Origin of the sequence: Sphingomonas sp. GM_Shp_1, from assembly GCF_026540895.1 — a bacterium.
In the GTDB taxonomy this organism is placed as follows: domain Bacteria; phylum Pseudomonadota; class Alphaproteobacteria; order Sphingomonadales; family Sphingomonadaceae; genus Sphingomonas.
On record NZ_JALNUR010000020.1, the window covers coordinates 38,226 to 53,194 of the forward strand.

Consider the following 14,969-nt stretch of genomic DNA (forward strand, 5'->3'; position numbering starts at 1 on the left):
ACGATTGCGCTCAATGCATTCGATCGGAAATCCTTTGCAGTTGCCGTTCCATGCTGCAACGCAATATTTCGGTATACGAAAGTTTAAGCGCGAAAACGCGCGAGAGGACCTGATCCGGCTCAACGCCAACAAGCGGGAGTTTCGATCATGCGCAAGACCATCCTGACCCTGGCCGCCATCGCCGCAGCCGCCATCCCCACCATCGGTGCCGTCGCCGCCGAGGGCGAGAAGTCGTTCGTCCATGAAGGCAGCACCTATGTCTACACCCGCACCAACGCGAACGGCCAGGCCGTGATCGAAGGCCGCCGGTATCCGGGCAACGAGCCGTTCCGCTTCGTCGTCAAGGGCCACCGCGTGACCGGCACGACCGGCAACACCCAGGTTTCGTTCACCACCGACGAAGCCCGTGGCGCACTCGGCTCGGGCGTCGAGACCAGCGCTCGCTGATCCGACTTCCCTTTCTTGGGGGGACGGCCCGCGTATCCGATGGGATGCGCGGGCCGTTTTCGTTTTGGGCTCCTTGCTTCCCTCTCGCCTCGATCAGGAAGGAAGGCTGGGTGTGCCCGACAGGGTTCCGATCCAAGGGGGATCAGCATTCGTCAGGGTGAAGCTTCAAGCGAAGACGCCAGCTCTTTTTTGCGCGCAGAGGCGCGAAGGACGCAGAGAAATCAGGCAGGCGCGGCACCGCGCCTCACTGTTCGTCGGATGGCAAAGAAAATGGACTGCCATCGCCTGGGGCACGACATCTCTGCGTCCTCTGCGCCTCCGCGCGAACACATTCTTCGCGTCTTCGCGCGAAAATGAATGTCGATCCGCCTTAGAACCAGCTTCCGAAACGCTTCCAAAGCCGAGGGTAGCGCTTGGCGAGTTCCGCCGAATCCTCGCGAAACGGCTCGCCGACCGGCTGGCTCGGGTACGACCGGCCCTCCGCCCCCGGCATCCGCGCGACCGCCTGCCCGGTCTTCGCCGACCAGACCTCCCCCGCGACATAGGCGAAGGATTCGAACTCCAGATCGTCATCCGCGTCCGGGATCGCCAGCTCGGCCAATCCATCGGGATCGGCAAGCACCCGGGCATAGGCGTCGTGCCCCTGTGCGATCAGCCAGCTTCGGAAATATTCGAACCCGTCATCCGACGCGCCGCCCTTGGCGACATAGGCGGCACCCCATAGGTCCCAGCGATAGGCCCCGATCATCGCCTCGTCGAAATATCCCTGAAACGCGACGATCTGGGCGGGGGTCAACCGATTGAGCGAGGCGCGAAGGTCCGCCAGTTGCTCGTCCGCATCCGCACCCCAGGTGGCGGAGTGATCGACCAACGCCCAGAAATCGTCGCGGCTCAACGGTCCAGCGCCGATGCTGACGGGGGTGCGCTTGCCGCTTTTCGCCGGTCGGGCACCCCCGGCATAGGCGAAGAGCATCGCCAGCGCCGCTGCCACGATGCCCAGGACAAGAATTCCTCTCACCCCATCCCCCCTCAACCACTCCCCGATACGCCCGCGATCCCGGCGTCAGAATCCCTCAGGCAGGTCGATGTCGCCCACCACCTGCTGATAGCATCGCACGGCATAGCGATCGGTCATGCCCGCAATGAAGTCCGCGATATGCCGACTGCGCGCGGGCTCTTCCTCTGGCAAGCGCTCCCGCCATTCCTCGGGGAGTTGGGACGGGTCGGCGCGATAGGCCGCGAACAGCCCCTTCACGATGCCATGCGCCGCATCCGCCGCCGCCAACTGGCGCGGGTGATGATAGAGATTGGCGTACATGAAGCGCTTCAGATCGCGCTCCTCGACCCGCATCGCGTCGGAAAAGCCGACCAGCGCCCGGCCCGCCGCGCGAACGTCCGCCACGTCCCCCACCCCGCTCTCGGCAATGCGGGCGCGCGTTTCGGCGACCAGATCATTGACCATCACCCCGATCTGCGACCGGATGAGTTCGCTCGCCAGCCTTTTGGGCGCGACATCGGGGAATTGCGCGCGCGCCGCGTCCCACCCCCGCGCGACCAGAGGCACCGCCAGCAACTGGTCGAGCGTCAACAGCCCCGCGCGCAAGCCGTCGTCGATATCGTGATTGTCATAGGCGATATCGTCGGCCAGCGCCGCGACCTGCGCCTCCAGCGAGGCATGGCTTTCCAGATCGAGCGGAAAGCCCGCATCCGCCTCACGCAGCGCCCAGCCGGGATGGCGCACCGGGCCGTTATGCTTGGCCAGCCCCTCCAGCGTCTCCCAACTGAGGTTCAGTCCGTCCCAGCGCGGATAGGGCCGCTCGATCTCGGTCAGGGTGCGCAGCGTATGGCTGTTATGGTCGAAGCCGCCATGATCGGCCAGGGCGGCCTTCAGCGCGTCCTCGCCCGCATGGCCGAAGGGCGGATGGCCGATATCGTGCGCCAGGCACAGCGCCTCGGTCAGGTCTTCGTTCAGCCCCAGGGTGCGGGCGATGGTCCGACCGATCTGCGCCACCTCCAGGCTGTGGGTCAGGCGGACGCGGAAATGATCGCCATCGGGAGCCATGAACACCTGCGTCTTGTGGCGCAGGCGTCGGAAACTGATCGAATGGATGATCCGGTCGCGGTCGCGCTGAAAGGCATCGCGCGGCCCGCGTTCCAGCCCCGGGGCCTCGCCATGGCGACGCCCCCGGCTTTGGTCGGGATAGGAGGCCCAAGGGGCGAAGCGGGTCATGGCGATACTTATTTCGCGTCGAGCCGGGTGACCGCCTGCCCCGCCTCGCTGGTCACCGGGAAGGCCGACACACCCTTTTTCGCCAATTGGTTGACGAAGGCGCGGGCTTCCTCGTCCGTCTTGAACGGTCCCGTCAGCACGCGGTGGGTGGCGCGAAGCGGGGTCTTGTACCCCTGTCGCCCGGCGAAGACGGTCGGTGCCTTGGCCTTGGTCGCGGCCCAGGCCTTGGGCAAGTCATCCTCGTTCGCGCCGCCCGCGACCTGCACCCAGATCCGCTCGGGATTGGCACGAGCGCGCTTCTTCTCCTCCGCCTCGGCCTTGTCGGCGAGCGCCTTCTTGGCGGCTTCGGCCTTTTTGGCGGCCAGCGCCTTTTTGGCGGCCGCGGCCTTGGCGGCAACGGCCCTGCGCTCGGCGGCGGTCGGCGTGCGGGGGGCCGGATCGATGGTTTCGGCGGCCTTTTCGCGCGCCGCCTCGTCCCGTTCGGCCTTGGCCCGCGCCTCCGCCAGGACCCGCTGCGAGCCGCTGTTCATCGGCACATTTGCGGCGACGGCGGCGGGACGCTCGGGCCCTTCCACGCCGAGTTCGGACGCCGGGATGGAGAGATTGGCAACGATCCGCGCCAGGACCGAATCCTCGCGGACCGCATGCGCCGCGGCGAGAGACGGGCGGCGAGTCGTGGTACGCGTCGGGCGCGGGGCGGACGTGACGGTCTTTTCCGGCTCCGCCGCCGCAACGGCCACCGGCGTCGGGGTCGGCTCGCGGACGGCCACGGGCTCGGGCGCGGGGGTTTCGACCGTCGCGGGCAAGGGCTGGACCATCGCGGTCGAGCCACCGTTCGAGGGCGCCACCGTCGGCTGCGCAGCGGGCAGCGGCTGGATCACGGCACGCGGCGGCGTGTTCGACGCGACGGTGACGGGCGGGCGATTGGCTGCGGTCCCGCTGGGCGGTGGCGTGGTGGGCAAGGTGCTGACGAAGCCGGGCAAGGGCTGGACCATCTGCCTTGGCGGGGTCGCCGCGACCGCGCGGGGTTCCGAAGTCGGCGCTGGAGTGGGATTGACCGTCGCCGGAGCCGGAAGCGCCGCCACCTGCGTCGGGGCCGCCGTCACGGGCGGCGTCGGCGTCGGAGTGGCGGTGACGGGGGTCGTCGGCTGCGGGGTCGCCGCCGCCATCGCGACGCCACGATTACCGCGCGACGATCGCCCGCCCCGCCGCCGCTCCTCGCGCGTCGTCACGGGGGCAGCGACCGTTACCGGTGCCGCCGTCCGGGCCGATGCCAGCGCGACGGGTTCGGGGGTCAGCGCGGGCAGATTGGGGGCCAGCTTTGCATCGGCCAGCCGCTCCGGCGTGGCGCGGGTCTCGCCGAAATGCACGGCGAAGGCGCGATCGACGGCGGGCAGGCTCGGCAGGCGCTGGAAAAAGGGTTGCAGTCCCTGCGCCAGTTGCGGGGGCATCATCGTGCTGGCGATCCGCGTCGCTTCGGGCAGGTCGCCGCCCATCGCCAGGATGAAGGCACGCGCGCGCCATGCCGCGCGGTCGGTCTTGCGCAGCAACGGATCGAGCTGTTCCAACGCCTGTTCGCGCTGCCCCGAAATGCCCAGCGACAGGGCGTAGCGGCGAATCACCTCGTCATTCGCCCCATTGGCCAGCGCCAGCCGATAATCCCGCTGCGCCCGCCCCTGATCGCCGATCAGGTCATAGGCAAGGCCACGGTCGGCGGCGAACTTCGCGGCCGGAAGCCCCGCCGCCTCCGCCTGGGCGAAATAGCGCAGCGCCTCGCCCGGTCGTTCCGAACGCACCAGGATCGAGGCCATGCCCGCCTTCACGCGGGGATCGCGGGCATCGACCTTCTCGGCGCGCGCCAGCAGGGACGCCGCGCCGGACAGATCGTCGAGATGGATCGACAATTGCGCCGCCTCGACCAGCGCATCGACGTTGCGGGGGTTCTGCGCGACGCGGCGCATCACGTCCCCCAGCTTGTCGGCATCGGTGGTGCCGGGGAGTGGCTGAACCACCTCCTGCGCGAGGAGGGGCACGGGCGCGGCGGCGATGGCCAGCGCGAGCGCGAGCGAGGCGCGGGGAAAGATTGCGAACGTCATGGGACCATCACCCATAAAGCGCGTTTTCCCGCGCGCGGCAATGCCCATCGCATACCCCACGCGCCCGAGCGCTCCGGGCGGTCGACCAACAGGCGGACCGGGTGGCGGGCGGTCTGGTGTCCAGGCTGACGTTCGTCGGGATCATGGTCCGTTTCGAGGAGGCTGCTGTCTGGTTCGATCGACCTCCGTGCCCTTCCCGCGCAAACTGTCGCGACCGGGTCAGGTTGGATCGACATTCGTCGCGCTGGAAACCCAAGCGAAGACGCCAAGTCTTTTTGCGCGCGGAGGCGCGAAGGACGCAGAGAAATCATGCGCGCACGGCAGCGCGCCTCGTCAATCCTCAGTTGGTAAGAATGGACCGCAGTAGCCGCGAGCACGACATCTCTGCGTCCTCCGCGCCTCCGCGCGAACATATTCTTCGCGTCTTCGCGTGAGAATGAATGTCGATCTGCTTCAGGATTTTGCGAAGCCCGCCCCCCGATCATCGGAATGCCCGTTCCTCCTACCGGGACACCCCTCCGTCAGGCCTTCGGCCTGCCACCTCCCCTTCCAGGGGAGGATTGGGATGGTGTCGTATACGACGGATCACGTCGTTTGAGAGGACAGCTTATTGGACCGTTCCATAACAAACGAAGGGCCCGCACGATCCGGTCGCGCGGGCCCCTGGCTGTCGTCCCTGCCCCCTCGCAGGGGCCGGGTAGGACGTTACTGGTTGTTCTGCCGATGCAGGAAACGCGGAATGTCGAGCGACGAGTCCGAGCCGCCCTGCGAATTGTCATCCCGCTGCGCGCCGCGTGCAGCGTTCGACATACGCTCGAACAGCGTGCCACCCAGCTTTACGCGCGGGGCGGGCTGTGCCGGAGCCTCGCCCGCTTCGCTGCCCGGAGCCAGCCAGCGACGACGCGCCTCTTCGCTGCCCGGCGCGGGTTCGGCCGGAGCCTGGACCGGGGCCGCAGGGGCCTGCGCGGGAGCGGCGGGAACGATCGTGTCGGCGCCCAGCACCAGTTCGTCATCCTCGCTCGGGGCTGGCGCGGGGGCGGGCTTGGGCGCGGTGGCGGCCAGCGACGAAGCGATCGGCGCGACCAGCGGTGCGGACGGCGCCGGGGCAGCGACCGGCGCGGCAGCCTGCTCGACCGGGGCGGCGGGCGTCGGAGCCGGGGGCGTTACCGCCGCCGGTTCGCTGGGACGATAGCTCGGCGTCTCGTCCGCCTTGCGCGCCATGCCGCCCATGCTGAAGCTGCTGCGCTGGGTTTCGGTCGGGGCGGCGGCACCCGGCTTCACATCGGCATCGATGCCGGTGGCGACCACCGACACGCGGATGCGGCCTTCCAGTTCGGGATTGAACGCCGAACCCCAGATGATGTTGGCGTCGGGATCGACCAGCTCGCGGATATGGTTCGCCGCCTCGTCGACCTCCAGCAGGCGCATGTCGTCGCCGCCGGTGATCGAGATGATGACGCCCTTGGCCCCCTGCATCGACACGCCGTCGAGCAGCGGGTTGGCAATCGCCTTCTGCGCCGCCTCGATCGCGCGATTGTCGCCGGTGGCTTCACCGGTGCCCATCATCGCCTTGCCCATCTCCTGCATCACCGAGCGGACGTCGGCGAAGTCGAGGTTGATGAGGCCCGGCATGACCATCAGGTCGGTGATGCCGCGAACGCCCTGCTGCAACACCTCGTCCGCCATCGCGAACGCTTCCTTGAAGGTGGTGTTGGCATTGGCGATCAGGAACAGATTCTGGTTGGGGATGACGATGAGGGTATCGACGTACTTCTGAAGCTCTTCGATGCCGCCGTCCGCCGACTTGGCGCGACGATTGCCCTCGAAGGCGAAGGGCTTGGTCACCACGCCGACGGTCAGGATGCCCATGTCACGCGCCGCCTTGGCAATGACCGGGGCCGCACCCGTGCCGGTGCCGCCGCCCATGCCCGCCGCGATGAAGCACATATGGCTTCCTTCGAGCAGGCGCGACAGATCCTCGATCGTCTCCTCGGCCGCCGCACGCCCGATTTCCGGGCGGCTACCCGCGCCCAGGCCTTGCGTGATCTTGGCACCCAGCTGGATACGCTGCGGCGCGATCGACTGTTTCAGCGCCTGCGCGTCGGTATTGGCGACGAGGAAATCCACGCCCTGCACCTCGGCGCGCATCATGTTCGCGATCGCGTTGCCGCCGGCACCGCCGACGCCGATCACCGCGATACGCGGCGTCAATTCGTCGACCTCGGGTGCGATGAATTCGATGCTCATCCCAATTCTACTCCGCCGTTCCCGGTCGATACGCTAAGACCGGGCCCCTGATTGACTGTTAGTGCACCAGTCAAAGCCCTGGTGCCAACCCAAAACCGTCGAAGATACGACGCTTTCGCTTAATAATTCGCCTTCGCCGCCTGAATCAGCCGCCGAAACAGCCCCATGCCGCTGGGCCGGTGGACCGTCTGGTTGGTCGGCGCGATGCTGCGCAGGTCGATCGGATCGGTCGCGGCATAGAATGCCAGCCCCGCCAGCGTCGCGAAAGCCGGGCCGCCATGCGCATCGGGCAGACCGGACAGCCCGCGCGGTCGCCCGATGCGGACCGACCGCCCCAGCGCCTGCTGCGCATAGTCGGCGATCCCTTTCAGCTCCGCGCCGCCGCCGGTCAGCACTACCTGACGCCCCACCGGCCCCTCGAACTTCAGATGCTGGAGCGCCTTGCGGATCTCACCCATCTGATGCTCCAACCGCTGGCGGATCACGCCGATCAGTTGCGCCTTGGTGATCTGCATCGTGTCGCCGCCATCTTCGGCAGAGATCGGCGTCACCTGGATCATGTCGTGATTGTCGCGAGGAGAAGCATTGGCTGAGCCGTGGAAGCACTTCATCCGCTCGGCCATTTGTCGCCGCGTGCCGAAGGCCGACGCCACGTCATCGGTGATGTCCGCCGCGCCCATCGGCAGCGAGCACAGCCCCACCAGCATCCCGCCCGCGAACAGCGAGACATTGGTGATCCCCGCCCCCATCTCGACCAGCGCCACTCCCAGTTCGCGCTCCTCGTCGGACAGGCAGGCCAGGCCCGTCGCCACGGGAGCCGCGATGATCGACTTGACCTCCAGATGCGCCGAGCGGACGCACAGGTCCAGGTTGCGGACCGGCGAGCCATCGGCGGCGACGACATGGATATGCACGCCCAGCCGATCGGCATGGAGCCCGAGCGGCTTCTTTACCCCCGTCAGCCCGTCCAGCGTATAGAGCGCGGGCTGCGCGTGCAGAACCATACGCCCCTGCGGGTCGATCGAGTTGCGCCCGGCCGCCAGCAGCGCGTCGATATCGCCCTGCTCGACCTGATGGCCGCCCAGCTCGAACTCGACCTCGGCCACGTCGGACACCAGGCCACCGGCCGAGAAGCCGACCCAGACATTCTCGATATTCAGCCCCGCGATGCGTTCGGCCTGTTCGACCGCCTCACGCACCGCCGCCTCGGTCGCGCCCATGTCGGCGATATAGCCGCGCTTGACGCCCCGGCTCTCGCGCTGGCCGGTGCCCAGCACGATCAGCTCGCCGCCATCGCCCTTGCGCGCGATCAGCGCCGAGACCTTGGACGATCCGATGTCCAGGGCGGTGATCAGCCCTTCGGGTGCAATTTTTGCCATGGTCTTGCTACCCCTGTGATTCCCCGTCGTTGCGCGGCCCCTCCGCGCCACCGTCCGTCGCGGGCTCGCCCGTTGCCGCGGCGCCCGCCTGTGCCGGTTCGGCCAGAGCGTGATTCTGATTCAATCCGGGCTTGCGCGCAACCAGCTTCGCGGGATCGCGCATGTCGAAGCGCAGCCAGCCACGCCCCAAGAGCGGGCGCGATCCGTCCATCGCGGCGAACTTCATCAACGCCGCCCCTGCCCCATCCTCCGGCAAGGCCAGCGTCTCGCCGCTGTCGAAGGTCAGGTCCCAGCGGCGGTTGCCGATCCAGGTCGCGGCCTTGACGCGCGGCTTCAATGCGGGCGCCGCGGCGAGCAGCGCCTGATAGCCCGGCTCCTGCAAGTTCGCGCCTGGCCCGATGATCAGCGGCAGGTCGGGCATCGCCTCGGGCTGCACCGGCTCCAGCAGCACGCCGCCCGCGTCGATCAGGGTCAGCTGGCCATTGTCCTGCCACACCGCCGCCGGGGTCCGCTCCTCGATATCGACGAGCAGCGTGTCGGGCAGACGGCGCGAGACATGCGCGTCCTTGATCCAGCCATAACGCAACAGCTTGGCGCGGACATCTTCCAGATTGACCAGCGGCATCGCCCGGCTCTGTTGGTCGAGCGCGACGGCATAGACGGTCATCCGGTCCATGCGCTTCAGGCCAGTCACCTCGATCTGCTGGACACGGAAACCGGCATGGCCCGCCTGTTCGGCGACGGCGGTGCCGATCATGCCGGGTACGCCGACATAGGTCGCGACCGCCAGCACCGCGGCGCCGGCGCCGCCCAATATCGCCCAGGTGACCGCCTTCTTGACCGTCTCCTCACTGACCGGCAGCTTCGCCAGCAATCGCTCGGACAGCGTCGCGCGTTTCACCGGTTGGCGGCGGCGCGGCACCGGGCGGCGGGGGGACGGCCCGCGCTTGATCGTCCGGCTCATCCCGCGCGATCCTTATACCAAGCAACCGCCTCATCGACGATCGCCTGGACCAGCGTGTCGTAATCCATGCCGACATGACGCCCCTGTTCGGGCACGAGACTGAGCGGGGTCATGCCCGGCTGGGTGTTGACCTCCAGCAGGAACAGGCCGTCGACGCCGCGCTCGTCATCCCAACGGAAGTCGGAGCGCGAGGCGCCGCGACAGCCCAGGATGCGGTGCGCCTCCAGCGCCAGCGACTTGCACGCCTCGGCGATGTCGTCGGGAATCTGCGCGGGGCAGACATGCTCGGTCAGGCCATCGGTGTATTTCGCGTCGAAATCATACCAGCCATTCTTGGGCTTCAATTCGGTCACGCCCAGCGCACGGTTGCCCAGCACGGCGGTGGTCAGTTCGCGGCCCCGGATATAGGGCTCGGCGAGTAGTTCCTCGAACTCGGCCCAGGGACCGGCCACGTCGCGACCGATCGGGCTGCCATGGTTGCTGGTGTCGGTGACGATCGCGACGCCGACCGAGGAGCCCTCGTTGACGGGCTTCAGCACATAGGGGCGCGGCAGGGGGTCGCCCGCGAACAACTCCTCCGACTTCACGATCCGGCCGCCGGGCATGGGGATGCCGTGCGGCACAAGCGCCTGCTTAGTAAGGACTTTGTCGATCGCGATGACCGAGGTCGCCAGCCCCGAATGAGTGTACGGAATCCCCATCAGGTCGAGCATCCCCTGCACCGTCCCGTCCTCGCCGGGCGAGCCGTGCAGCGCGTTGAAGACGATATCGGGCTGGGCCTCGACCAGCCTGGCGGCGACATCGCGATCCATGTCGATCCGGGTGACGCGGTGCCCCTTGCGCTCCAGCGCATCCGCGACGCCCGCGCCCGACATGAGGGACACCGGCCGCTCCGCCGACCAGCCGCCCATCAGAACCGCGATATGGATAGCATTGGTCACTTCGCGATTCCCACTCGTTGAATTTCCCATTCGAGCGTCACGCCCGACTGCGCCTTCACCTTGTCCCGCACTTCCTCGCCCAGCGCCTCGATCTCGGCGGCCGTGGCGTTGCCGAGGTTGAGCAGGAAATTGCAATGCTTTTCCGACACCTGCGCATCGCCGCGAGTCAAGCCGCGACAGCCCGCCGCATCGACCAGCGCCCAGGCCTTGTGCCCCTCGGGGTTCTTGAAGGTCGAACCGCCGGTCTTGGAACGCAGCGGCTGCGACGCCTCGCGCGCGGCGGCGATGCGGTCCATCTCGGCCTGGATCGCCGCCGGCTCGGCGGCATGGCCCCGGAAGACCGCCTCGACCACCACCGTCCCGTCGCTCAGGTTGGAGTGACGATAGGTGTATTCCAAATCGGCGACGCCCAGCGTCTCGACCGTGCCGTCGCGGCGGATGACCGTGGCGCATACCAGCACGTCCGCCACTTCGCGACCATAGGCCCCGCCGTTCATCCGCACGAAGCCGCCGACCGTGCCGGGGATCGAGCGCAGGAACTCCAGACCCCCGATGCCCGCATCGCGCGCATTGGACGAAACGAGGATACCCGACGCACCCCCGCCACAGGTGATCAGATACCCCTCCCCTGCCCGCGCATAGGCGAAGGGCTTGCCCAGCCTCACGACCACGCCCGGTACGCCACCGTCGCGCACGATCAGGTTGGAGCCGAGCCCCAGCGCCATGACCGGCACGTCCGATGCCAGATCGCGCAGGAATGCCGACAGGTCGTCGACGCTTTTCGGCTCCAGCAGATATTCGGCCGGTCCGCCCGCCTTGAACCACACCAGCGGCGCCAGCGGCGCGCCCGGAGTCAGTCGGCCGGCGGTGTCGGGCAGGGTCATCGGCGCGCCTCGATGGCGCTCGCCAGACCCGCCGCCCATTTCGTGATATCACCCGCGCCCAGGCAGACGATCATGTCGTCCGCGCGGATCGAGCCCGCCAGTTCATCGGCCAGCGCATCCGCATCCGCCACGGTCGCGGTCGAGCGATGCCCGCGCCGCTTCAGCCCCTCGACCAGTGCGTCGGCGTCGACGCCCTCGATCGGCTGTTCGCCCGCCGCATAGACCGGCGTCACCAGCACACGGTCGGCATCGTTGAAGGCGGTCTGGAACTCCTCCATCAGATTGCCGAGCCGGGTGAAGCGGTGCGGCTGCACCACCGCGATCACACGGCCTCGCGCGCCCTCACGCGCGGCGGCCAGCACCGCGCGGATCTCGACCGGGTGGTGGCCGTAATCGTCGATGACGGTTGCCGTACCGCCGTCCACCGCGATCTCGCCGACCTTGGTGAAGCGCCGCTTGACCCCGCCGAACTGGCCGAAGCCCTGCTGGATGGTTGCGTCCTCGATCCCCAGCTCCAGCGCGACGCCGATCGCGGCGAGCGCGTTCTGGACATTGTGGCGGCCGGGCATGGGCAGCTCGATCCCCTCGATCGAGCGGCTGGAGCCGTCGCGGTTGCGGATGATCGCTTCGAACCGATTACCGCCGGGGATCGGCGTGACGTTAACGCCACGCACATCGGCCTGCGCAGAGAAGCCATAGGTCACCACCCGCCGGTCACGCACACGCGGCAGGATGTTCTGCACTTCCGGATGGTCGAGGCAGAGCAAGGCCGCCCCGTAGAAGGGCACATTCTCGACGAACTCGACAAACGCGTCCTTCACCCGGTCGAACGAGCCGTAATGGTCGAGATGCTCGGGATCGATATTCGTCACGACCGCGATCGTGCCATCCAGCCGCAGGAAACTGCCGTCGCTCTCATCCGCCTCGACGACCATCCAGTCGGAGGCGCCGAGCCGCGCGTTGGAGCCATAGCTGTTGATGATGCCGCCATTGATGACGGTCGGGTCGACCCCGCCCGCATCCAGCAAAGCCGCAACCATCGAGGTGGTCGTGGTCTTGCCATGCGTGCCCGCCACCGCGACGGTGGACTTGAGCCGCATCAGCTCAGCCAGCATCTCGGCGCGGCGCACCACGGGGATGCGGCGTTCCAGCGCGGCTTCGACTTCGGGGTTGGAGCGGGTGATCGCGGTCGAGGTGACGACCACCGCCGCATCGCCCAGATTGTCGGCGGCATGGCCGATGGCGACCGGAATACCCTTGTCCCGCAGACCCTGCACGACATAGCCCTCGGCCACGTCGGAGCCCTGCACCCGATAGCCGAGATTCTTCATCACCTCGGCAATGCCCGACATGCCGATGCCGCCGATGCCGACGAAGTGGATCGTGCCGATATCCGTGGCGACGCCCTTCATGCGCCTGCTCCCGCCAAATTCTGAGTAGTGTGCGACTTGCCGACCGGCAGGACCAGACGCGGCGAGCCGAGGCTTTCGACCAGATCGGCGAGGTCGCTCGCCGCCTCGGGCCGCCCGCAGCCGCGCGCCCGACCCGCCGCATTCTCCAATGCCGCCGGGTCGAGGCCCAGCTTCTGCATCTGCTTGGCGAGTTCGACGGGCGTGAAATCCTTCTGCGCGATGGTCCGCGCGCCACCGGCCTGGGTCATCTCGCGCGCGTTCACCGTCTGGTGATCGTCGGTTGCGCTGGGCAGCGGCACCAGGATCGCAGGGCGACCCGCGACCGTCAGCTCCGCCAGTGTCGAGGCCCCGGCCCGCGCGATCACGAGATGCGCCCAGGCCAGTTGCTCGGGCAGATCGGGCAGATAGGTGGCGAGTTCGGCCGGGATCTCATGCTCGGCATATTTGGCGCGAACCTCGTCGATATCCTCGATCCGCGCCTGATGCGTCACCTGCAACCGCCGCCGGAAGGTGACGGGCAGCATGGCGAGGCCGTCGGGCACGACCTTGGACAGGATGCTCGCGCCCTGGCTGCCGCCGGTGACGAGAACGCGGAAGATGCCGTCCTCCTCCAGCAGCGGATAGGGGCGCGTGCGAAGCGCCAGCACCTGGTCGCGCACCGGATTGCCAACCAGCCGGGTCTTGTCGGCATGTTTGGCGCTCAGCCGCTGCGTATCCTGATAGGACAGCGCGATCGCATCCACCTTGCCCGCGACCAGCCGGTTGACCCGGCCCAGCACCGCATTCTGCTCGTGGATCGCGGTCGGGATGCCTTCCGCGAAGGCCGCCAGCAAAGCGGGCATGGCGGGATAACCGCCGAAACCGATCACCGCCGCCGGGCGGAAGGTGCTGTACAGCTCGCGCGCCATCGCCCGGCCGCGCCACATCTCGCGCAACGCCCTGCCCCAGCCGATCGGTCCGCCCGCGAAACGCCCGGCGGGCAGGACATGGGTCTGGATATCCTCGAACAGCCCCGGAAAGCGCACCCCGCGCGCATCCGACACCAGCGCGACCCGGTGGCCGCGCCGGGTCAGCTCGGCCGCCAGCGCCGCGGCGGGAACCATATGGCCGCCGGTTCCTCCGGCGGCGAGGACGAAGTGACGGCTCATTGCCCGCTCCACCTGACTACATAGGGGCTGCGCGTCAGGAACGGATTGCGCCGGGTGAACGCCAGCAACAACCCCATCCCGATCGACAGCGCGATCATCGACGAGCCGCCATAGCTGATGAACGGCAGGGTCATGCCCTTGGAAGGCGCGAGCCCCGTGTTCACCGCCATCGAGATCAGCGCCTGCGCGCCGAACTGCACCGCCAGCCCGGAGGCGGCGTAGAGCTTGAACTCGTCCTGTTCGTCAAGCAGCTTCACGAAGACGCGCACCACGATCGCCAGGAACACCAGCGCGATGATCGAACAGGCGATCAGCCCGAACTCCTCGCCGATCACCGAGAAGATATAGTCGGTATGCGCCTCCGGCAGCCCGAACTTGGCCGATCCCCCGCCCGGCCCGGTGCCGGTCCAGCCACCGGCGGTCAGCGTGTTGTGCGCGGCGTTGACCTGGAAATGGTCCGCCGCGCCCTCACCCTCGACATCGGGAAAGAGGAACGCATTGATGCGGTTCCGCGCGGTGCCATAGAACATGTACGCGGCGGTCAGCCCCACCGGCACCATCGCGGCCAGCCCCAGCATCACCCGCATCGGCGTGCCAGAGATCATCAGCAGCGCCGCCCAGACCAGACAGAAGACGATCGTCTGCCCGAAATCCGGCTGCATCATCAGCAGCCCGGCGACCAGGCCGGTCATCCCCATGGTGATGAGGGTCGCGGGCAGGTCGCGCTCCTTGGCCTTCAGCGACAACAGCCAGGCGGTGGTGACGATGAACATCGGTTTCAGGAATTCGGACGGCTGGAACTGCGCGATGCCGAAGCCGATCCAGCGCCGCGCACCGTTGATCTCCACCCCGATAAAGGGCGTCACGGCCAGGATCGCGATCAGGATCGCCGTCCCCAGCACCGCCATACGCCGCGCGGTGACGACCGGCAGCATCGAGACAACGAACAGCACGGGCAAAGACACGCCCACCCACATCACCTGACGCCAAAAATAATAAAGCGGCGCGAACTTCTTGTGCTCGCCCGAATAGCGCATGGCGGTGGCCGGGCTGGCGGCGGCGACCGCGATCAGGCCGATCGCGATCAGGAACAGGGTGAGCAACAGCAGCACCCGGTCGATATCCCAGAACCAAGTGCCCAGCGGCGAACGGTCGCCCCGCCCGCCCCGGCCCTTGATCGAACCGATCAGGCCGGGACGCGGGACGGGCTTTGCAGTGCGA

12 protein-coding genes are annotated in these 14,969 nt (G+C 67.9%); 1 reads left to right on the forward strand and 11 read right to left on the reverse strand.

Annotated features, from left to right (window positions below):
* Positions 1–147: 147 nt before the first annotated feature.
* Complete coding sequence (locus OXQ33_RS11455; protein ID WP_267434823.1) at positions 148–447, forward strand: hypothetical protein; 300 nt, start codon at positions 148–150, stop codon at positions 445–447.
* Positions 448–817: 370 nt separating this feature from the next.
* Here the strand turns inward: OXQ33_RS11455 and OXQ33_RS11460 are convergent, their stop codons facing one another.
* The 11 genes from OXQ33_RS11460 to OXQ33_RS11510 form a co-directional block, all read right to left on the reverse strand.
* A complete protein-coding gene (locus tag OXQ33_RS11460) occupies positions 818–1,465 on the reverse strand; it encodes a DUF4240 domain-containing protein (RefSeq protein WP_267434824.1) in 648 nt (215 codons plus the stop codon).
* 45 nt (positions 1,466–1,510) lie between these two features.
* On the reverse strand, positions 1,511–2,677 hold the full coding sequence (locus OXQ33_RS11465) for a deoxyguanosinetriphosphate triphosphohydrolase (protein WP_267434825.1): 1,167 nt from the start codon (positions 2,675–2,677) through the stop codon (positions 1,511–1,513).
* An 8-nt stretch (positions 2,678–2,685) separates the two neighbouring features.
* A complete protein-coding gene (locus OXQ33_RS11470) occupies positions 2,686–4,773 on the reverse strand; it encodes an SPOR domain-containing protein (protein WP_267434826.1) in 2,088 nt (695 codons plus the stop codon).
* A 705-nt stretch (positions 4,774–5,478) separates the two neighbouring features.
* The gene (gene ftsZ / locus OXQ33_RS11475) at positions 5,479–7,020 is read right to left on the reverse strand and encodes a cell division protein FtsZ (protein ID WP_267434827.1); all 1,542 of its coding nucleotides are present in this window, start codon (positions 7,018–7,020) and stop codon (positions 5,479–5,481) included.
* Between the two features lie 119 nt (positions 7,021–7,139).
* Positions 7,140–8,399, reverse strand: a complete 1,260-nt coding sequence (gene ftsA, locus OXQ33_RS11480) for a cell division protein FtsA (protein ID WP_261269059.1) — start codon at positions 8,397–8,399, stop codon at positions 7,140–7,142.
* A gap of 7 nt (positions 8,400–8,406) precedes the next feature.
* Positions 8,407–9,363, reverse strand: coding sequence for a cell division protein FtsQ/DivIB (locus tag OXQ33_RS11485; protein ID WP_267434828.1), 957 nt, complete (start codon positions 9,361–9,363; stop codon positions 8,407–8,409).
* Positions 9,360–10,304 carry a D-alanine--D-alanine ligase gene (locus tag OXQ33_RS11490; protein WP_267434829.1) on the reverse strand — a complete coding sequence of 315 codons (945 nt, stop codon included), beginning with the start codon at positions 10,302–10,304 and terminating at the stop codon, positions 9,360–9,362. The genes OXQ33_RS11485 and OXQ33_RS11490 overlap by 4 nt, the downstream gene beginning before the upstream one ends.
* Positions 10,301–11,188, reverse strand: coding sequence for a UDP-N-acetylmuramate dehydrogenase (gene murB / locus OXQ33_RS11495; RefSeq protein WP_267434830.1), 888 nt, complete (start codon positions 11,186–11,188; stop codon positions 10,301–10,303). Before murB ends, OXQ33_RS11490 begins: the two co-directional genes overlap by 4 nt.
* Complete coding sequence (gene murC / locus OXQ33_RS11500; protein WP_267434831.1) at positions 11,185–12,600, reverse strand: UDP-N-acetylmuramate--L-alanine ligase; 1,416 nt, start codon at positions 12,598–12,600, stop codon at positions 11,185–11,187. Before murC ends, murB begins: the two co-directional genes overlap by 4 nt.
* Positions 12,597–13,748 (reverse strand): undecaprenyldiphospho-muramoylpentapeptide beta-N-acetylglucosaminyltransferase, encoded by a 1,152-nt coding sequence (gene murG / locus OXQ33_RS11505; protein WP_267434832.1) that lies wholly within the window; start codon positions 13,746–13,748, stop codon positions 12,597–12,599. Before murG ends, murC begins: the two co-directional genes overlap by 4 nt.
* Positions 13,745–14,926, reverse strand: coding sequence for a putative peptidoglycan glycosyltransferase FtsW (locus OXQ33_RS11510; protein WP_267434850.1), 1,182 nt, complete (start codon positions 14,924–14,926; stop codon positions 13,745–13,747). Before OXQ33_RS11510 ends, murG begins: the two co-directional genes overlap by 4 nt.
* Positions 14,927–14,969 lie beyond the last annotated feature (43 nt).